At 43.1% G+C, this 19603-nt stretch carries 16 protein-coding genes, 1 tRNA gene, 1 other RNA gene and 1 other annotated feature; of the genes, 15 read left to right on the forward strand and 3 right to left on the reverse strand.

The window, feature by feature from the left end; all coding sequences use genetic code 11:
• Positions 1-9: 9 nt before the first annotated feature.
• From remB to serS, 10 genes are all read left to right on the forward strand, one after another.
• Positions 10-267: an extracellular matrix regulator RemB gene (gene remB / locus ISALK_RS12170; RefSeq protein ID WP_160722692.1), complete on the forward strand. Its 258-nt coding sequence runs from the start codon at positions 10-12 to the stop codon at positions 265-267.
• Positions 268-300: 33 nt separating this feature from the next.
• A complete protein-coding gene (gyrB, locus tag ISALK_RS12175; RefSeq protein WP_160722694.1) occupies positions 301-2199 on the forward strand; it encodes a DNA topoisomerase (ATP-hydrolyzing) subunit B in 1899 nt (632 codons plus the stop codon).
• Positions 2200-2304: 105 nt separating this feature from the next.
• Positions 2305-4752, forward strand: coding sequence for a DNA gyrase subunit A (gene gyrA, locus ISALK_RS12180; RefSeq protein ID WP_160722696.1), 2448 nt, complete (start codon positions 2305-2307; stop codon positions 4750-4752).
• A gap of 195 nt (positions 4753-4947) precedes the next feature.
• On the forward strand, positions 4948-5265 hold the full coding sequence (locus ISALK_RS12185; protein ID WP_160722698.1) for an STAS domain-containing protein: 318 nt from the start codon (positions 4948-4950) through the stop codon (positions 5263-5265).
• 10 nt (positions 5266-5275) lie between these two features.
• Complete coding sequence (locus tag ISALK_RS12190; protein ID WP_306770740.1) at positions 5276-5725, forward strand: ATP-binding protein; 450 nt, start codon at positions 5276-5278, stop codon at positions 5723-5725.
• A gap of 6 nt (positions 5726-5731) precedes the next feature.
• Positions 5732-6523, forward strand: a complete 792-nt coding sequence (locus ISALK_RS12195; RefSeq protein WP_160722700.1) for a SigB/SigF/SigG family RNA polymerase sigma factor — start codon at positions 5732-5734, stop codon at positions 6521-6523.
• Between the two features lie 217 nt (positions 6524-6740).
• The gene (locus tag ISALK_RS12200) at positions 6741-7259 is read left to right on the forward strand and encodes a transcription repressor NadR (RefSeq protein ID WP_160722702.1); all 519 of its coding nucleotides are present in this window, start codon (positions 6741-6743) and stop codon (positions 7257-7259) included.
• Between the two features lie 69 nt (positions 7260-7328).
• Positions 7329-8381 (forward strand): PTS sugar transporter subunit IIC, encoded by a 1053-nt coding sequence (locus tag ISALK_RS12205; protein ID WP_306770741.1) that lies wholly within the window; start codon positions 7329-7331, stop codon positions 8379-8381.
• Positions 8382-8477: 96 nt separating this feature from the next.
• On the forward strand, positions 8478-11264 hold the full coding sequence (locus tag ISALK_RS12210) for a UPF0182 family membrane protein (protein WP_160722704.1): 2787 nt from the start codon (positions 8478-8480) through the stop codon (positions 11262-11264).
• A gap of 87 nt (positions 11265-11351) precedes the next feature.
• Positions 11352-11565: a binding site (T-box leader), on the forward strand.
• Positions 11566-11654: 89 nt separating this feature from the next.
• Positions 11655-12950 (forward strand): serine--tRNA ligase, encoded by a 1296-nt coding sequence (serS, locus tag ISALK_RS12215; protein ID WP_160722706.1) that lies wholly within the window; start codon positions 11655-11657, stop codon positions 12948-12950.
• Positions 12951-13053: 103 nt separating this feature from the next.
• Here serS and ISALK_RS12220 read toward each other — a convergent pair whose 3' ends face one another.
• A complete protein-coding gene (locus tag ISALK_RS12220; RefSeq protein ID WP_160722708.1) occupies positions 13054-14253 on the reverse strand; it encodes a dicarboxylate/amino acid:cation symporter in 1200 nt (399 codons plus the stop codon).
• Positions 14254-14518: 265 nt separating this feature from the next.
• On the opposite strand from ISALK_RS12220, the gene tadA reads away from it, so the two are divergent.
• From tadA to ffs, 3 genes are all read left to right on the forward strand, one after another.
• Complete coding sequence (gene tadA / locus ISALK_RS12225) at positions 14519-15025, forward strand: tRNA adenosine(34) deaminase TadA (protein ID WP_371723959.1); 507 nt, start codon at positions 14519-14521, stop codon at positions 15023-15025.
• A gap of 25 nt (positions 15026-15050) precedes the next feature.
• A tRNA-Ser gene (locus tag ISALK_RS12230) sits at positions 15051-15139 on the forward strand.
• Between the two features lie 19 nt (positions 15140-15158).
• Positions 15159-15422: signal recognition particle sRNA large type (gene ffs, locus ISALK_RS12235), an RNA gene on the forward strand.
• A 150-nt stretch (positions 15423-15572) separates the two neighbouring features.
• Here the strand turns inward: ffs and ISALK_RS12240 are convergent.
• Complete coding sequence (locus tag ISALK_RS12240; RefSeq protein ID WP_160722710.1) at positions 15573-16778, reverse strand: DUF4097 family beta strand repeat-containing protein; 1206 nt, start codon at positions 16776-16778, stop codon at positions 15573-15575.
• 173 nt (positions 16779-16951) lie between these two features.
• Between ISALK_RS12240 and yedF the strand changes: the two genes are divergently transcribed.
• The gene (yedF, locus tag ISALK_RS12245; protein WP_160722712.1) at positions 16952-17554 is read left to right on the forward strand and encodes a sulfurtransferase-like selenium metabolism protein YedF; all 603 of its coding nucleotides are present in this window, start codon (positions 16952-16954) and stop codon (positions 17552-17554) included.
• Positions 17555-17571: 17 nt separating this feature from the next.
• Entirely contained in the window at positions 17572-17766 is a 195-nt protein-coding gene (locus ISALK_RS12250; protein WP_160722714.1) for a DUF951 domain-containing protein, read from the forward strand.
• A 72-nt stretch (positions 17767-17838) separates the two neighbouring features.
• Here ISALK_RS12250 and ISALK_RS12255 read toward each other — a convergent pair whose 3' ends face one another.
• The gene (locus ISALK_RS12255) at positions 17839-19368 is read right to left on the reverse strand and encodes a Ppx/GppA phosphatase family protein (protein WP_160722716.1); all 1530 of its coding nucleotides are present in this window, start codon (positions 19366-19368) and stop codon (positions 17839-17841) included.
• Between the last annotated feature and the right edge of the window lie 235 nt (positions 19369-19603).

Here is a 19603-nt window from a genome sequence, read left to right on the forward strand (position 1 = left end):
GGAAATCCTTTGTATATACATCTTGGAGGAAATGCCATTGTATCCAGTCGAGATTTATTATATATTTTTGATGTAAAGGCTTTTCATCAATCCAAGGTTAATCGCGAGCTTTTGAGAAAGATGGAAGCAGCGGGAAGAGTGGTTACCCTGGAAAAAGGAAAAAGTCGGTCGGTCATATTTATAAAGCGAAAAAATCAACCGATAACAATTTATTACTCACCTATCACGGCCTTTACATTGTTAAGGCGTAGAAATCAATACAAATAGGTGTGTTTTTTGGTGTCAATAGGAGGTAGAAAAATGGAAAAAGAACGTCAGTATAATGCGGATCAAATTCAAGTATTGGAAGGATTGGACCCTGTAAGAAAAAGACCGGGAATGTACATCGGAAGCACCGGAGAGAGGGGTCTGCATCAGCTGGTTTATGAAGTGGTGGATAACAGTATCGATGAAGCCTTAGCCGGATACTGTAAAAATATCAATGTAACCATTAAAAGTGACAACAGTGTGGTGGTGACAGATGATGGCCGGGGAATACCTGTGGATATTCATCCCAAAACCGAAAAATCCACACTGGAAACCGTAATGACCGTACTGCATGCGGGAGGAAAATTCGGCGGAGAAGGTTATAAAGTCTCGGGAGGTCTCCATGGAGTGGGAATTTCTGTGGTTAATGCCCTCTCCGAGTATGTAAAGGCTGAAGTTTTTACCGGTGGAAAAATGTATATTCAGGAATACGTTCGAGGGATTCCCAAAACCGATATTCAAGAAATCGGTCCCACAGAAAAAACCGGGACAAGAATCTCTTTTATGCCGGATCATGAAATATTTGAAGAACTTGATTTTCAATATGATACCGTGGAACATCGCCTGCGGGAACTGGCTTTTTTAAACAAAGGGATTCGTATAAACTTCAGTGATGAACGGTCACAGGAGGAGAGCCACTTTTTTTATGAAGGGGGCATTAAAGAATTTGTCGCCCACCTCAATAAAAACCGGGAGCATATTCACAGCGAAGTAATCTACCTGGAAAAAGAAAAGGATGATATTACCCTAGAGGTGGCGCTACAGTATACCACCACCTATACCGAGAGTATTTTCAGTTACGCCAATAATATCAATACCCATGAAGGGGGAACCCATCTTTCCGGTTTTAAAACTGCCTTAACCCGGAGCATTAATGATTACGTCAGAAAACATGGACTCATTAAAGAAAAAGAAGGCAGTCTTTTAGGAGAGGACATTCGGGAAGGGCTTACGGCGATTATTTCCGTAAAAATTATGGATCCTCAGTTTGAAGGACAAACGAAAACCAAGCTTGGAAACAGTGAAGTACGGGGAATAGTAGATACGTTAACCGCCGAGTATATCATCGCCTTCCTTGAAGAAAACCCTAAGGAAGCCAAGCAGATCATAGAAAAGTCCCTAAGGGCCAAGAATGCCCGGGAGGCTGCGAAAAAAGCCCGGGAACTTACCCGAAGAAAAAGTGTCTTAGAAAGCACGGCCTTACCGGGAAAGCTTGCAGACTGTTCCGAGAAGGACCCCTCTCTATCGGAAATCTACCTTGTGGAGGGAGATTCTGCGGGGGGAAGTGCAAAGCAGGGCCGGGACCGACAAAATCAGGCGATTCTCCCTCTTAGAGGAAAAATACTGAACGTGGAGAAGGCAAGACTGGATAAAATACTGAATTTCAATGAAATTAAATCCATGATCACCGCCTTTGGTACAGGGATTGGGAATGATTTTGATATTACCAGAGCCCGGTATCATAAAATCGTGATTATGACCGATGCCGACGTGGATGGAGCCCACATTCGCACCTTGCTTCTCACCTTCTTCTATCGGTATATGCGGCCCTTAGTGGATCACGGTTACATCTATGTGGCCCAGCCCCCCCTTTACAAAATCAAAAAAGGCAAAAAAGTGGTGTATGCCTACACGGAAAAGGAAATGCGAAGCATAGTGGATGAACTCGGTGAAAAAGTAGATCTTCAACGCTATAAGGGTCTTGGGGAAATGAACCCCGATCAGTTATGGGAAACCACCATGGATCCGGAAAATCGCATACTCCTGCAAGTGGATGTAGAGGATGCCACCATGGCCGACGAAATATTTACCACCTTGATGGGAGATAAAGTGGAGCCAAGAAGAGCCTTTATCGAACGGAATGCAAAATATGTTCGAAACCTGGATGTATAAAAGCTTCAGCAAAGGAAAAGAAAGGTAGAATAATAATCATCATCAAAATTCCTGTTTTTATAAATCAACAGGTGAGGGATTAGAAATCGGCAAGGAGTGAATTGAATGAAAGAGGAAAAGGGAAACGTACTTCCCATAGGAATTGAAGGAGAAATGAAAAAATCCTATATGGATTATGCCATGAGTGTTATTGTGGGAAGAGCACTGCCTCGGGTGGAAGACGGATTAAAACCCGTACATCGAAGAATTTTATTTGCCATGAAGGAGCTGGGATTTACCCCCGATAAAGCTTACCGTAAATCCGCCCGTATTGTCGGGGATGTACTGGGTAAGTATCACCCCCATGGTGACACGGCGGTATACGATGCCATGGTAAGAATGTCTCAGGATTTTTCTACCAGATATGAATTGATTGACGGCCACGGAAACTTCGGATCCATTGATGGGGATAGTGCTGCCGCCATGCGTTATACGGAGGCGAAGCTTACAAAACTGTCCCTGGAAATGACCCGGGATATTGATAAGGAAACCGTAAGCTACAGCTACAACTTTGATGATACCTTAAAAGAGCCCGATGTGCTTCCCAGTCGTTATCCGAACTTGCTGGTAAACGGGTCTAATGGTATTGCTGTGGGTATGGCCACCTCCATCCCCCCTCATAATTTAGATGAAGTCATCGGTGGTGTGATTAATTATATTGATAATCCGGAGATTTCCTTAGAAGAATTAATGGAGTCCATTCAAGGTCCGGATTTCCCCACAGGCTCTACCATTATGGGAAGAGAAAGCATTAAAGAAGCCTACCGCACGGGACGGGGCAGAGTGGTGGTTCGGGCACAATCCGTGATTGAAGAGATGGCCAATAATAAGAGCCGGATCGTGGTGGACGAAATTCCCTACCAGGTCAATAAGGCCAAGATGATCGAGCGCATTGCGGACCTGGTAAAGGATAAAAAAATCGAAGGGATTTCCGATCTGCGGGATGAAAGTAACCGGGAAGGGATCCGGGTGGTTATTGAATTAAAGCGGGATGTGAATCCCAATGTGGTCCTCAATAAACTCTATAAGCATACCCAAATGCAGGATACCTTCAGTATCATTATGATTGCCCTAGTAGACGGACAGCCGAAGCTTTTAAATCTCCAGGGGCTGATTTACCATTACGTCAACCATCAAAAGACGATTATTCGAAAGCGGACGGAGTTTGATCTTCGAAAAGCGGAAGCCAGAGCCCATATTCTAGAAGGGTTAAAAATCGCCTTGGATCATTTGGATGAAGTAATCAAGCTGATTCGAGCTTCCCAAAGCCCGCAAAAAGCCAAAGAAGAGCTGATGGAACGCTTTGACCTTTCGGAAAAGCAATCCACCGCCATCCTAGAGATGCGTCTGCAAAAGCTGACGGGTCTGGAACGGGATAAGGTGGAAAGTGAATACCGGGAAGTAAAAGCCCTGATTGATGAACTGAAAGCCATCCTCGCCAGTGAACAGCGAATATTGGATATCATTAAAGAAGAGCTTTTAGAAATAAAAGAGCAATTCGGGGATCCCAGAAGAACGAAAATTATGGAGGATCCCACGGAATTCAAAATGGAGGATATGATCGAAAAGGAAGATGTGGTCATTACCCTGACCCACTTTGGATATATCAAACGACTTCCCGTGGATACCTATAAAAGCCAAAAACGGGGAGGCAAAGGGATTTCCGCCTTAACCACCCGGGAAGAAGACTTTGTGGAACGGATGATTGTCACCTCCAGTCATGATTATTTATTCGTTTTTACCAACAAAGGAAAAGTCTATCAAATCAATGTTTATGAAATTCCCGAAGCCAAAAGACAGGCCAAGGGTACGGCGATCATTAACCTGCTTCAATTAGAGCCCTCCGAAAAGATTGCAGCAGTGATTCCCATGAAACGAGTGAATGATTATAAGCATTTATTTATGGCCACGAAAAAAGGATTGATCAAGAAGACGAAGCTGAGCCATTTTAAAAATTCCAGAAAATCCGGCCTTACCGCCATTAAGTTTAAAGACGATGATGAGTTGATCAGTGTACGCTATGGCAATGATCAGGATGAAATGATGCTGATTACGGCTCAAGGAAAATCCATACGCTTCCCCCAATCGGATATTCGAGAACTGGGAAGAAGTGCCATGGGGGTAAGGGGCATTAGACTTACCAGTGAAGATGAAGTGGTTTCCATGCAGATTTTAAAAGAGGATAAAACCTTACTGCTGGTTAGTGAAAAGGGTTACGGTAAACGAACCGAACTCTCCGAGTACCGGATCCAAGGTCGAGGGGGCAAAGGCATTAAAACCTATCGAATCACGGATAAAACCGGAGATGTGGTGGGAGCACGATTGGTGAAGGAAGATGAAGAAGCCCTCGTCATCACCAATGACGGTGCCATGATTCGTTTCAGTATTTCAGAAGTATCAAAAACCGGTAGAGACACCAGCGGCGTACGATTGATCCGTACCGATGAGAACAATCATATTGTTTCGCTGGCCATCATGCCAAAGGAAGAAGATCCCGAGGACGATATGGAGTAAAATGAATAATCAGTGTTAAATACAGAGTCCTTTTTTCCTAAAAAAAAGAGGGCTCTTGTAATATAATAATAAATCAAAAAATCCCACGGAACAGGTAGAAAAGGGAAAGGTAGCAATAGATAGTAAAGTTTTTCTTTTCAATAATGCCTTTTTATAGTAAAGTAGATACTATACATTAAAAATGGGGGAGATGTTATGTCTTTAAAAATCAAGAAGAAATTTGAAGAGGATACCGGGGTGTGGAAAATGGAACTGGACGGAGAAATCGATATATATACCGCTGCGGAATTAAAAAGCACCTTTCAAGAGATGTTTGAAAAACGAAAGGAACCGGTGGAAATTGATTTTCAAAATCTGGAATACATTGATAGTACTGGACTTGGTGTGCTTATTGGCGCATTGAAACGGCTGAAGGAAGAAGATAAGCAAATTACGTTGTTTCACGTGAAACCCAATATACTGAAATTATTAAATATCACAGGACTCAACAAAATTTTTGTTATTAAGGAGTGAATACAGTACTATGAATCAAATGGAAGCTAGAGAAGTCAAAGAAACCGTGGAACATCATGGAGAAAAAATAGAATTATCCATTCCGAACAAAGCAGAATTTGTCAGTGTGGTTCGTCTTACCCTTGTGGCGATAGCCAATCGTGTGGGATTTAATATTGAAGAAATAGAAGATATGAAAGTAGCCATTGCAGAGGCTTGTACCAATGCCATTACCCATGGAAACAACACACCCGCAGAGAGTATAAACATTCACTTTACCCTGATGGAAAAGGGGTTAGAAATAGAAGTCAAGGATAAAGGTGTGGGCTGTGATGTGGAAAAAATTGAGGATCCTAAAATTGAGGAATTAAATGAAAATGGATTAGGAATTTTTATCATAAGATCCTTAATGGATGACGTGAAAATTCATTCTGAACCTGATCAAGGAATGACGATTATAATGACAAAAATGATAGGGTGATGAATTATGAAGAAAAATTCTAAGAGTCATAATGATTCCTCACAGGAACTGACAGAGATGACCAGTAAAGAGTTGTTTATAAAATATCAAGATGGGAAGGATATTCATATTCGTAATGAACTGGTTCGCCGTTATCTTTATATTGTAGAAATACTGTCAAAAAAGTATATCAACAAGGGTATAGAATATGAGGATATCTATCAAGTGGCTTCCCTGGGGTTGATTTATGCCATTGAACGGTTTGATCCCTCCAAGGGTTTTGAGTTTTCCAGTTTTGCAACCCCGACGATCATCGGTGAGATCAAAAAACATTTTCGGGATAAAGGATGGTCGATTCGTGTTCCAAGACGAATTCAGGAACTGAGCAAAAAAATCAATACCTGCAAAAATGAACTTCATCAAAAGCTGCAACGAACCCCGACCATTTCGGATATTGCAGAATATCTCAATTGTTCCGAGGAACAAATAATGGAAGCCATGGAAGGCTCCCAGGTATACACCCCGAAATCTCTGGATTTGACCTATGATAATGACGGGGAAGACAAAGAAATGAAATTTATGGACTTAATCGGAGAAGTGGACAAGAACTTTGATAATATTGAAAATAAGGATTTTTTAGATAAAGTCATCAACAAATTGAACGAAGTGGAAAAGAAAGTACTCCGAGACCGTTTTTTTAATAATCGAACCCAAATGCACGTTGCCGAGGAATTACAGGTCAGTCAGATGACGGTGTCCCGTATGGAGAAAAAAATCATCGAAAAATTTCAAAAAGAATACAAAAAGACCACCGTATAAGATTCAACGGAGATCGATAAGAAAACAGAGAGCATTCTCTGTTTTTTTGTATTCCAAGGAGGTTAGAAGCATCTATCAATCGACCGTTTCTAACGTCTATCATAAAGTTTAGGAAGGATCCTGATATAAAAGCTAAGAAAGTGCTATAATATTTCAAAGAGGAAAAAAATGCATACAAAAAGCAGAAACAGGGGATATAAAGAGAGGAGGGTATGGTATGAAAGGAAAAAACAGAAGAAGTGCGATTGTAGAAGCTATAAAAAAAGCCGGAAAACCCATGAAAGGAACCGAGTTATCCAAGAAATACGGAGTCTCCAGACAGGTGATTGTCCAGGATATTGCCCTGTTACGGGCAGAAGGAAAAGAAATCATCGCCACGCCCCAAGGGTATATAATTCCGGAAAAACAAGGGAAGGGACGACAAAAAACCATTGTAACCCGACATAATAAAGGGACGGATTTGAAAAAGGAACTGACCCTGATGGTGGATCTAGGAGTGGTGATTGTGGATGTTATTGTAGAGCATCCCGTCTATGGAGAAATCCGAGGGAATCTAAATATTAACAGTCGGCTGGATATTGAAAATTTCATGAATCAATTAGAAAAGCAAGAGGCCAAGCCCTTAGCAGAACTCACCGACGGAGTGCATATGCACACTATTGAAGTGCCCAGCGAAGCCGTGTATGAACAATTATTGAAGGTACTGAGAAAGAATCACTACTTGATCGAAGGATAGAACTGTGATATATTTTTACGGTAATGTGACAAGACAGCTGTAATTAATCATAAATGAGGAGGAGAAGCATTGAAGATCGCAGGAGAAACCGTTACGGTAAGACAGTATATCACAAAGGCCTTAAACGGCATGGCTTTAGGATTGTTTGCATCCTTAATTATCGGACTGATTTTAACGCAAATAGGGGAAATCCTAAACATTTCCCTGCTGCAAAACTTCGGAATCATTGCCCAAAGAGTAATGGGCCCCAGTATTGGTGCTGGCGTGGCCTATACCCTTGGCGCCCCGGCCCTCGGGATTTTTGCCTCCATCGTGACAGGAGCCATCGGTGCCGGCACCGTCACCTTGGATGAGGGAATAGCCACTATTAATATCGGGGAACCGGTAGGGGCTTTTATTGCTGCCCTGGTAGGTGTGGAAGTGGGAAAGTTTATTACAGGAAAAACGAAGGTGGATATCGTGTTGGTTCCCGCTTCAGTGATTATCACCGGGGGACTGGCCGGGGTTTTCGTAGGCCCCGGGGTAAGCTCGATGATGTATTACATCGGCGAGTTTATCAATACCACAACGGAACTTCATCCCCTTCCCATGGGGATTATTCTCAGTATTACCATGGGCATGCTCTTAACCCTACCCATCAGCAGTGCAGCCTTAGCCATATCCTTAGGACTGGAAGGCCTGGCAGCGGGAGCCGCCTTGGTGGGATGTGCCACCCAAATGATCGGATTCTCCGTGATGAGTTTTAAAGATAACGGAATCGGCGGCCTGATCGCCCAGGGAATAGGTACCAGTATGCTGCAAATTCCCAATATCGTTAAAAAACCAATTGTGTGGATGCCGCCTATTATAGCCAGTGGTATTTTAGGACCGATGGCAACGGTGGTCTTTGCCATGGAAAGCAATAGTATCGGCGCCGGCATGGGCACCAGCGGACTGGTGGGTCAGTTCGGTACCTATGCCCAAATGGTTGTGGAAAACGGAAATCCTCCCATGACGGTTTTGATGAAAATGGGGATTCTTCACTTTATTCTACCGGGGATTTTGACCCTTTTGTTAGCCAAAGTCATGATGAAAAAAGGATACATTGAAGCCGGGGATTTAAGTCTTCCAAAATCCCAGTAGAAAATGTAAAAAAAAAAGAATAGCAACTATCTTTATTAAATCCTAGGGTGTATAATACATTTTAGGATCTTTTTTTTATGAAGGAGTGAAATTGTTATGAAAAAGTATGGAAAAAGCATTGTAATATGGATCATTGGAATAATGGTAATTCTGGGACTGTTTTTATCGGAAATTATCAATTGGATAACTTCTTTTCAGTGGTTTGGAGACCTGGGCTATGAAGAGGTTTTTTTAAAGGAATTTATAACAAAAGCCCAAATATTTTTGCCCGTGTTTTTGTTGTTCATCGGGATTTATACGGTGTATGTCCTATTTTTGAAAAAAAATTATTATAAAAGTTTTGTCATCTATGATAATGGTTTTTCCGAAAGACGGGTCAATCAAATTTTAGGGATTCCAATCATCTTTTCTTCTGTAATGGTGGGACTAAACACCGCAAACAACCTGTGGTTTGAAATTCTGGTATTCTTTAATCGGGTACCCTACGGATTAAGGGATCCCATCTTTGATAATGATCTGGGGTTTTACCTGTTTCAACTTCCCTTGTACAATCAAATCATCAGCAGCCTTTTCGGAATTATTCTAGGCTTAATTATGCTGACGGTGATATTTTACGGCTTGATGTTTTTCCTTCGAAAGCCCACTCTTTATGCGGCAAAGGAGGATTTAAATTTTCGAAGCAGCTTTATGACAAAGTTTTTAAAGCTGACCCTGAAGCAAATCACCGTAGTCTCCACTATGATTTTTGTATTGCTGGCGGTACTGTTCTATTTTCGAAGTTTTGATATTCTAAAATCCTCGGAAGGACTGATTTATGGTGCCGGTTATACGGATATCAATGTAAGACTTCCGGTAATCCGGGTGCAAATGGTGGCCTCCCTAGTGGCGGCAGCCCTGATCTCCTACGGCTACCATAAGAAAAAATTGAAAGTGGCCCTGGCGGGTCCCATCTTAATTCTGCTTATCGGTATGGTCGGGGGTCTGATCGGAAGCGCTGTCCAGCAGTTCAGCGTAACACCTAATGAGCTTAATCGGGAACTCCCCTATATTGAACATAATATCGCCTTTACCCAGCAGGCTTATGGCATCGATAGTATAGAACAACAGGAGTTTTCCGCAGAAAACAACTTGACCTTAAGCGATATACAAAACAATCCGGGTACCATCGAGAATATCCGGATCCACGATCATCGACCCACCCTGGAGACCTACAATCAGATCCAGGCCATACGGCTGTACTACCGCTTTGTGGATGTGGATATTGACCGTTATGAGATTGAAGGAGAATACACCCAAGTATTTTTAGGTCCTCGTGAACTGGACCTGGAGCGATTAGGAGAAAATGCCCGGGCTTCCTGGATTAACCGGCACCTGCGCTTTACCCATGGCAATGGTGCGGTGGTATCTCCAGTAAATCAGGTAACTTCCGAAGGACAGCCGGAGATGGTTGTGGGAAATATTCCTCCCAGTACCGATACCGATGTAACCATTGATCGGCCGGAAATCTATTTTGGAGAGCTCACGGATCACTACATCATTGTAAATACCGAAGAAGAATTTGAGGTTGACACCACGGACCTAGAGGACGAGGAGCTGGAAGAAGAAGACCTTGATAATTTCGAAGGAATTTATGAGGGCAGTGCAGGGATTGATTTAACTTTTGGAAATCGTTTTCTCTATGCCATGAAAAATCGCAGCATGGAAATCCTGTTGAATGATGAAATAAGAGAAGGAAGCAAAATTGTATACGACCGAAATATTATGGATCGGGTACAAAAAATAGCTCCCTTTATTCAGTATGACGAGGATCCTTATATGGTCATTAATGAAGGGCGGCTGTACTGGATCATCGACGGATACACCACTAGTGAAGACTACCCTTACGCTACCCCTTATCTGGAAAATGGACATAACTATATTCGAAACTCGGTCAAGGTAGTGGTGGACGCCTATAATGGGGATGTGAGTTATTACATTTCCGACATGGAAGACCCGATCATTAAAACCTATGAATCCATTTATCCCGTGCTCTTTGACAGCATGGAAGAAATGGAAAGCGGCCTTCGGGATCATGTAAGATATCCCCACGAATATTTTGACTTGCAAACGGAGATTTATCGAACCTATCATATGACGGAACCCAGTGTGTTTTATGATCAGGGAGATCTATGGAATATTGCGGAGGAACGCTATAGAGGCGGTGTACAGGATGTAGAGTCCCATTACATGATTCTTCGTCTGCCGGAAGAAGAGCAGGAAGAATTTATTCTTTCAAGAATGTATACCCCAAAGGATCTTCGAAATATGACGGCCATGCTGGTGGCCAGAAATGACGGAGAGCACTATGGAGAGCTTGTTCTTTATGATCTGCCCCGAGACCGGAATATTTACGGGCCGATGCAGATTGAAAATCGAATTGACCAACGTTCGGATATTTCCGAGAGTTTTTCTCTTTGGGATCAGGGAGGTTCTACGGTTATTCGGGGAAATCTGATGGTAATTCCCATCGAGAATTCCATACTGTATGTGGAACCGATTTATCTTGCCGCTGAAGGAGAAGACAGTATTCCCGAGGTAAAAAAAGTCATTGTGGCTTATGGAGATCAAGTGGAGATGCATCCAACCTTGGAAGAAGGCCTGAATGCCCTTTTTGCCGATCGATTAGGAGAGATGGAAGAGGAATTGGAAGAAGCTATGGAGGAAGAGGCCTCCGAGGAAGTGTTGGAAGAGTTCTCAAATATCCAGGAGCTGATTCAACAGGCCAATGATACCTTGGACGAAGCCAATGAAGCCCTTCGAGAGGGGAATTGGCAAGAATATGGGGATCTCATGGAGGAACTGGAGGAAATCCTGAGAGAAATGGGGCAAAGAGACTTGTTATAATGAAAACTCGATCCCGATAGAATATTCAAAAAACTCCCTCTTAAAGCTTGTCTTCGGGTGGAAATTATGATAGAATACCCATTAATATAAGTTACGAAGAAGGGAAGCAGTAAGTCCCCCAGGTCCTAAGAGAGTCGATGGTCGCTGAAAATCGATGGCCTGAAGGATTGAATCCGTCCCGGAGTATTGGGGTAATGCCCAAGGGTTTGCAACCCTTATCCTGCCTCGAGTGGATCCTAAGAGAATTAAAATTCATTAGGGTCAAGTAGGGTGGCAACGCAGAACAACTTCTGTCCCTTTATAGGGATGGAAGTTTTTTTATGGAAAAAAGTCGTAGAAAAGGAAAAGCCCTGAGAAACTAAAAAAACAACGTAAAAGGAGGAGAAAAAAATGCTGGATATCAAACGAATCAGAAGAGATTTAGAAGAAGTGAAAGCCGCCATGGCTAGACGGGGGGAAGAACCTAAAAAGCTGGAGGAGGTACTGGCCTTGGACGATGAAAGAAAGGCCCTGCTCGGTACCGTGGAACAGATGAAAAATGAGCAAAAGGTGGTATCAAAGGAAATACCCAGACTGAAAAAGGAAGGCAAGGACACCGGGGAGACCTTAGAGGAGATGAAAAAACTCTCCCAGGAAATCAAGGAATATGATGAGAAGGTTCGGGATGTGGAAGAAAAAATTCATTACCAACTGATGCGAATCCCCAATGTTCCCCACCCGGAGGTTCCCCAAGGGGAAAGCGATGAAGACAATGTGGAAGTCAGAAAATGGGGAGAGCCCAGGGTATTTGACTTTACCCATAAACCCCACTGGGAGATTGGAGAGGATCTGGGAATCCTAGACTTTCAGGCCGCCGCCAAGGTTACCGGATCCAGATTTACTTTGTATCACGGCTTAGGAGCGAGACTGGAACGGGCTCTGATCAATTTTATGATCGAACTTCATACGGAAGAACACGGCTATACGGAACTGCTGCCCCCCTTTATGGTGAACCGGGACAGTATGACGGGAACCGGTCAGCTTCCCAAGTTTGAAGAGGACGCCTTTAAGATCCCTCAAAAAGATTACTTTTTGGTTCCCACAGCGGAAGTGCCGGTGACCAACATTTACCGGGACGAGATTTTACCGGAAGAGGATCTGCCCCGAAAATTTGTGGCCTACACCCCCTGTTTCCGTTCCGAAGCCGGTTCCGCCGGCCGGGATACCCGGGGACTGATTCGCCAGCATCAGTTTAATAAAGTGGAGCTTGTGAAATTTGTGCGACCGGAGGCATCCTATGAAGAACTAGAGTCTTTGACCGCCAATGCGGAAAAAGTACTGCAGATTTTAGAGATCCCCTATCGCGTGGTGAAAATTTGCACCGGGGACTTAGGATTTACCGCAGCCTTTAAATACGATATTGAAGTGTGGATGCCCAGCTACAACCGGTATGTGGAGATCTCCTCCTGCTCCAACTTTGAAGATTTTCAGGCGAGAAGAGCCAATATCCGTTACCGTCCCGAAGGAGGGAAAGTAGCCTTCCTTCACACCTTAAACGGCTCGGGACTTGCGGTGGGAAGAACCGTAGCGGCGATTTTGGAAAACTGTCAGGAAAAGGATGGCAGCGTTACCATTCCCAAGGCTCTGCAAAGCTATATGAGAAACATTGAAGCGATCAAGAAAAAGGAAGTTACCGAAAGTAAGTAGCGAAGCCACTGAAAAACACAAACAAAAAAGGTAAGGGACCGCGTCCCTTACCTTTTTTTAGACTTTAAAGATTATTTGGTGCTATTACAGAAAAGTACTTAATTTAGGATTCCACCTCAGCGGAAACCGGCTCCGTGGCAGCGGCGGTGTCTTCGGTGAAGGTATCGATAAAGGAGGCAATGGCTCCGTCTCCCGTAATGTTGCAAGCGGTACCGAAACCGTCCTGGGCCATATACAGAGCGATCATTAAACCTTGCTGGGCCTCGGTAAAACCAAGGATGCTGGACAGCAGTCCCAAGGCGGCCATCACCGCTCCTCCGGGGACTCCGGGCGCCGCTACCATGGTAACCCCGAGCATAACAATGAAGGGCAAGAATTCAAAAAACTGAGGGCTTCCCCCTCCAAGGACGATTACAGCCACGGCGCAGGCCACAAGAGAAATGGTACTTCCCGCTAAATGAATGGTGGCGGAAAGGGGAACAACAAAGTCCGCCACCCGCTCACTGACCCCGTTGGATTTTACACTTCGAAGGGTTACAGGAATCGTAGCGGCACTGGACATAGTTCCCAGGGCTGTGGTGTAGGCCGGAATCATTTTCTTGATGGCGGAAAATGGATTTTTACCGGTTCTCGTGGAAGCAATACTGTATTGAACGATGATGTATCCTAAGTGCATAAGGATGATTAAAACAAACACCTGACCGAATACCTGCAGGGTTTGGAACGCTTCTCCCGAAGCCGCCATATCCGCAAAAATTCCGGCAATGTGTACAGGTAAAAAAGGAATAATGACTTTCTTAATAAAACCAACAATGATGGTTCGAAATTCTTCCATGAAATTGAACAGGGTTTCCTGGGCTTTTTCATGGCGTAAAAAGTTGATACCGAGACCGAAAATAAAAGCGGTGATCAGGGCGGTCATAACACCCATAATCGGGGGAATATCCAATTCTAAAAAGGGAGTCAGTCCCACAGCGTCGGGATCTCCGGCGGTTCCACCGGCAATAATTCTCGGAACAATGGCCATGGAAATAAAAAAGGCGACAATTCCCGCTCCCAAGGTGGAAAGATAAGCGATTCCCGCGGTACCGGCCAAAAGCTTTCCGGCCTTAGAGCCAAGTTCTGCAATACCGGGGATGATAAAGCCTAAAATGATTAAGGGTACGATGTATCCTAAGAGGTTACCGAAGATATGGGTAAAGGTATAAAGCAGTCTACCAATCCACTCCGGAAAAAACAGACCGATGAGGACCCCGGAAATAATACCGATAATCAGTCGAGGTAATAAACCGATGTTTTTCATAAAATCTCTCCTTTGTAATAAATTTTTTAATAAAACCATAATCTTATAAAGTCTTTGTAAACCTTATTTTATAGCAGATTCTAGGGGGTTGCAATAGACAAAACAAGATAAAAAAAATTTTATGAAAAATATTTATATTTATGCATATACATAAAGAAGGTCCCTTGTTATTTAAATCTTTTCAACAAAAATCTTGACAATTTCCCGAAAAGGTTTTACTATAGGAGAGGATGAAAAAGCAGTTACCAAAAGGAGCAAGATCTTTGTGGAAGATTATTGTGACCAGTATTATATGACTTTGGCTATAAAAGAAGGGGAAAAAGCAAAGGCCCTGGGAGAAGTTCCCATTGGCGCCCTATTGGTAAAAGACGGAGAGGTGCTTGCAAAAGCCCATAATCTTCGGGAAATTCACCAACAGGCAACGGCCCATGCAGAAATCCTGGCGATAGAACAAGGAAACAAAGCACTGAATAGTTGGCGATTGACAGGTACCACTCTCTATGTTACAATGGAGCCCTGTGTGATGTGTGGTGGAGCCATGATACAAAGTCGTATAGCCCGATTGGTATTTGGTGCCTATGATCCCAAAGGCGGTGCCTGCGGTTCCGTAATCAATCTCTTTGATAAAGAAGATTTTAACCATAAAGTGGAGGTTACCGGCGGGGTATTGGAAGAAGCCTGCAGCAAAATATTAACCGGTTTTTTTCAAGAGCTTCGAAGAACCAAAAAAGAGGCGAAAGCCGCGAAACAAAAAGCAGAAAAAGAACAGTAAGATAAAGAAACAGTAAGAAAAATACGGAGAGATGTCCGAGTTGGCTAAGGGGCACGCCTGGAAAGCGTGTAAGGCCGAAAGGCCCCGCGGGTTCGAGTCCCGCTCTCTCCGCCATTAATAGTTCTCAAGTTTACTGTGCTAGATGGGGAGGTAGCGGTGCCTTGTAACCTGCAATCCGCTATAGCAGGATCGAAGCCTCACCGAGGATTGCTCACTGTAGAGCAGCCCTTAGTAAGTGGTGTTGACCGTTGGGTCTTACGCAACGAAAGCTCATGAATCCCGTCAGGTCCGGAAGGAAGCAGCGGTAAGTGATCCCTTTCGTGTGTCGTAGGGGTGCCTAATTCGAGCTAACTGCTAAGGTAACGTCTATGGTGACGGTTCGAAGTGAGGTGCACAGTATTTAATATAGTATGATTTTAAAAAGACTTACAGTAAAAATCAAAAAAACCTATAAGAAATAAGAAAATAAGCGTAAAAAAATAAGATAACAACCCCCCTGGAATTATAGATTTCAAGGGGGTTTTGTTATGAATAATTTTTTTGAGGCTTAAAACAGGGAAATGTCTCCGTTGGTGGTGTAAGCCTGAACATCGAAGGCGTGATCCATTTCTTCCAAGTGCTTGCTACGCCCATTAATTCGGAGGTTGTTTCCCTCCTGGAGATTTTCGATTAACTCCAAATCAGGCCCCAGTTTAATGGAACCGTTCTTGGTTTGGGCAAGCACTCGAAGCCCGCAGTTTTCCGGAAGAGGATCTAAAACCTTTAAATGACCGTTGCTGGTCTGAAGGTGCAATTGCTCTAAATGATGATAGACCAGTTCATCTAAAGCGATGTTTCCCATCGAGGTTTTAAAATCCAGAACTTTTGCGTCCAGGAGCTCCCCTAAAATCTTGCCATTTTTCGTTTGAAGGATCAGCTTTCCCCCATTCACTCGATGGAGTAGAATTTTACTGTTTTTAGTCTTTAATTTTCCCAGATCTTTAATAGAACATCGGCGCAACTGAATGGAACCGTTTTGGGTTTGAATATCTAATTCCTTTCCTTCGAAGTCCTCGATGAACACGGAGCCCTTTTGATTTTCCACTTTCAGAGAATTGTAAAGCATCTTTGGAAGATAAAGGGTAAGAAAACTGTAAAACCCTTTGTCAATCCTTGGCGAAAAAACAAGTCCTTCTTCACCGATATGGGATTGGAAAATCAGACCTTGCTCCTGATAATCTTCGGGCTTCATTTGGATTTTCGCCTTAAGCCTAATACAGTCCTTTTCCCAAGACTCCACCTTCACCTTTCCGTTTATGGAAGATATCTTAACACGGTGGTCTTCCAGATCACTTAAAGGAATTTCCAAAGTTTCGTGAAAGGTCTCCTTTTTAGTAAAAACATCATAGGGTTGCAATTCTTCGGATTCTAGAGCCTCTTCCACGGAATGGAGAATTTTATCCGCAAGGGAGGTGGAGGTATGGGCAATCATACTTCCCAAACGGTTCATCCGTTTACTAAAATCCTCACCGAAATCCTCGAATTTATCCTCCAGTTCCTCAAAATTTTCTTCAAAGTCTTCCTTAAAGGCCTTTCGCTTTTCATGGAAGGTTTCCCCGGCGGAGTCCAAAGACTCATCGATCTTGGTTTTTGCCGTCCTGAAAGTGCCTCGATCCCTTTTATCCTCCAGGGCGGATAGAAGTTTTTCCGCTTCCTCCTCTGTAATATTTCCTTCTTTTAATAGTTTTAAAATCAAAAGTCTTTCTTCTTTCATGACCCTTCCTCCTTTTATCATAGGACCTGTATTTGGTGGTTATATACCCTAATAAAACCAATATCAAACGAAAAGCCTATTGAAAAGTTTTATCCCCCTTCTATTGTTGAAAAGGGAAAGAATTGATATACTGAAAACAGATATTAAATGGGAAACCTAGGAGGGAAAATATAATGGATAAAGAAATTGACATGAGAGGGAAGCAATGTCCCATACCGGTGATACAAACAAAAAAAGCCCTGGAAAGTGAAAAGGATGGAAGGATAATCACTATTGTTGATAATGACGTGGCCAAAGAGAATATTTCAAAACTGGCAAAAAGCATGAATTTACGAGCGGAGATTAAAGAATCCAAAGGGGATTTTTATATTGAAATTTACAAGGAGGGGGACATCCAAATTTCCGAAGGGTTGGAGTTTCCTTCAAAAGGAGTAAACCGCGAGGACTTAACAATTTTAATTACCAAGGATACCCTGGGAGAGGGAAACCGGGAACTGGGGGAGGTTTTAATGAAGGGTTATATTTACACCCTTACGGAGGCCACGAAAACCCCAAGGAGGCTACTGTTTTTAAACTCCGGGATTAAACTTACCGTAGAGGGGTCTTTGGTCATTGATCATCTGAGGAAATTAGAGGAAAAAGGTGTGGAGATCATTTCCTGCGGCGCCTGCCTGGACTATTACAAAGTGAAAAATCAGTTATTAGTGGGAGGGGTTGGAAACATGTATGATATTGTGGAAAAATCCAATGCCGCGAAGAAAACCATAACCCTGTAGACAAAAGGAGGAAATATATGCCCCTAAAATTAGAAGTAGGTGACGAGCTTACCTTAAAAAAAGCCCATCCCTGTGGGTCAAAAACCTTTAAAGTGCTTCGTACGGGAGCGGACTTTCGTATTCAATGCCTGGGCTGTGAACATCAAATATGGCTACCCCGTAAAGAATTGGAACGAAGAATCGTAAAAATCAACGGAGAGAAAAAAAGCTGAAGAAAAAGCAAAGGATAAAAAAGCCTTAGGGGATCCTGAAAGATCCTTCTAAGGCTTTTGTCAATGCTACAATTAATAGTGATCCGTGTTGATAATCAGGCGTTTGCCGAATAAATCATAGAATTCTTCCTTGAAAGGTTCAATACTGAAATCCTCAATGCCGATGGCCTCGGAGGAAAGAAGGGTTACGGTGAAGTCCTCTTCCTCTAAGAAGGTGGAAATTTTCGTAAGTTGTCCGTACTGATTACGATCCAGCATTTCAGCGATTTTTAAAAACATACCCATGATTTCTATAATTTTTTTCTCCTTTTGGGTAAGGATTTTATAATAAGGCTCCTGGACCTGACTTAAGTCTGCTCCCCGATGTTCTCCGGCGATAAAAGCGGATAAAATAATTTCCCGCTGGGTCAGACCGTAAATCCGGGAGTGGATAATTAGATAAAAACTATGATTATGGTGATTATAGTAATCCACGTTCATACCCAGGTCATGGAGCAGGGAAGCCGCCCGGAGAATACTCTCGTATTCAGAGGAGAGATTGTGGACCCGCTGCAGGGCACGAAAGAGTTTTAGGGAAATATAGTGAATCTTTTCCGCGTGGGTAACATTCATTTGGTAGCGACCTAAGGTATTGTACAAGCTATGATCCAAAATATTTTTTATCGGCATGGGCTGAGGATTGATTTCCTGTAAAAACTTTTCGAAGAACAACCCTTCCCGTAATCCGCTGCCGCTTAAAAGGATTTCCGTAGGTTCTAATTTTTCTATAAGGCCTTGAAAGGGAAGAAGACCGCCAAGGATAATGTCTCCTCGGTCCTGATCAACACCGGGAGTATCCAGGCGTTTTCGGTAATTCTTTCCTGCAAGATCCTCAACAATTTCCATAGCCCTTTCCGGGGATAACAACAAATTGTGGATCGTTGCGTACTCCAAGTTGAATCGATGTTGGGCTAAGCGACCCAGGTTTCGAAGGCTTCCTCCAAGACCCACAATGGGCAGTTGATCCTCTTTATTCAACCAGGGAATTTTATCCAGGGATTCTTTTATGAAAGACAGGGCTTTTTCCCGGGAGGTATCGGAAATTTCGTCGGAGAGACCGAAGTTTTCCATGAGGGTAATCGATCCGAAGGGAAAGTTTACCGCCTGTTGGACTTTTCGGTTTAGTACCTTTGCGATTTGAATGCTACCGCCACCGATATCAACCATAATAAAATCTTCCAGGTATAAGGTGTTTATCACACCAAGATAGCTGTAATAGGCTTCTCTGTCAGTAGAAAGCACTTGAAAGCGAAGTCCCGTCTCTTTTTTGATCCGCTTGAGCACCTCTTTTTGATTGGCGGCCCGTCGAAGAGCCGCCGTGGCTACGGCAATGGTCATATCCACGTTATAGGAGTCTACAAACTTCTTGAAAATCTTTAAAGTGGAAAGGCTCCGGGATAAACTTTCCTCCTGAATTACTTTCTCGTTGCCCATCCCCCGGCCCAGACGGACCATAGAGGTAACCTGGTCAATCAGCCGGTAGGCTCCCCGGTCATTCACCGCCACAACAATCATTCTTACGGAGTTCGATCCTAAATCAATAATCGCAACCTTTTTATCCATAACAATCCCTCCTTACGGGTTCAATGGTGTTATTGATGTTTATACCCTTTTTCCGAAGGACAAACGAAGAATAACAAAAGATCCTGTAAAAAGTGAAAAGATAAACAACGGTCAATTGTAGAACTAAATGAGACTTTGTAAAGTTAAATAAGACCTGTCTAATAATCTTAAAAAATACAGGGTTTCATATCATTTATTTCTTTAAAAACGAGTATTCTAATGCTCGTTTTTATAG

The sequence above is a fragment of the Isachenkonia alkalipeptolytica genome (genome assembly GCF_009910325.1).
Classification (GTDB): Bacteria; Bacillota; Clostridia; order Peptostreptococcales; family T1SED10-28; genus Isachenkonia; species Isachenkonia alkalipeptolytica.

Excerpts from the sequence above, each read along its gene's own strand:
- gyrB (WP_160722694.1), top strand. The coding sequence starts at position 301 with ATGGAAAAAGAACGTCAGTATAATGCGGATCAAATTCAAGTATTGGAA.
- gyrA (WP_160722696.1), top strand. The coding sequence starts at position 2,305 with ATGAAAGAGGAAAAGGGAAACGTACTTCCCATAGGAATTGAAGGAGAA.
- ISALK_RS12185 (WP_160722698.1), top strand. The coding sequence starts at position 4,948 with ATGTCTTTAAAAATCAAGAAGAAATTTGAAGAGGATACCGGGGTGTGG.
- ISALK_RS12190 (WP_306770740.1), top strand. The coding sequence starts at position 5,276 with ATGAATCAAATGGAAGCTAGAGAAGTCAAAGAAACCGTGGAACATCAT.
- ISALK_RS12195 (WP_160722700.1), top strand. The coding sequence starts at position 5,732 with ATGAAGAAAAATTCTAAGAGTCATAATGATTCCTCACAGGAACTGACA.
- ISALK_RS12200 (WP_160722702.1), top strand. The coding sequence starts at position 6,741 with ATGAAAGGAAAAAACAGAAGAAGTGCGATTGTAGAAGCTATAAAAAAA.
- ISALK_RS12210 (WP_160722704.1), top strand. The coding sequence starts at position 8,478 with ATGAAAAAGTATGGAAAAAGCATTGTAATATGGATCATTGGAATAATG.
- serS (WP_160722706.1), top strand. The coding sequence starts at position 11,655 with ATGCTGGATATCAAACGAATCAGAAGAGATTTAGAAGAAGTGAAAGCC.
- ISALK_RS12220 (WP_160722708.1), bottom strand. The coding sequence starts at position 14,253 with ATGAAAAACATCGGTTTATTACCTCGACTGATTATCGGTATTATTTCC.
- ISALK_RS12240 (WP_160722710.1), bottom strand. The coding sequence starts at position 16,778 with ATGAAAGAAGAAAGACTTTTGATTTTAAAACTATTAAAAGAAGGAAAT.
- yedF (WP_160722712.1), top strand. The coding sequence starts at position 16,952 with ATGGATAAAGAAATTGACATGAGAGGGAAGCAATGTCCCATACCGGTG.
- ISALK_RS12250 (WP_160722714.1), top strand. The coding sequence starts at position 17,572 with ATGCCCCTAAAATTAGAAGTAGGTGACGAGCTTACCTTAAAAAAAGCC.
- ISALK_RS12255 (WP_160722716.1), bottom strand. The coding sequence starts at position 19,368 with ATGGATAAAAAGGTTGCGATTATTGATTTAGGATCGAACTCCGTAAGA.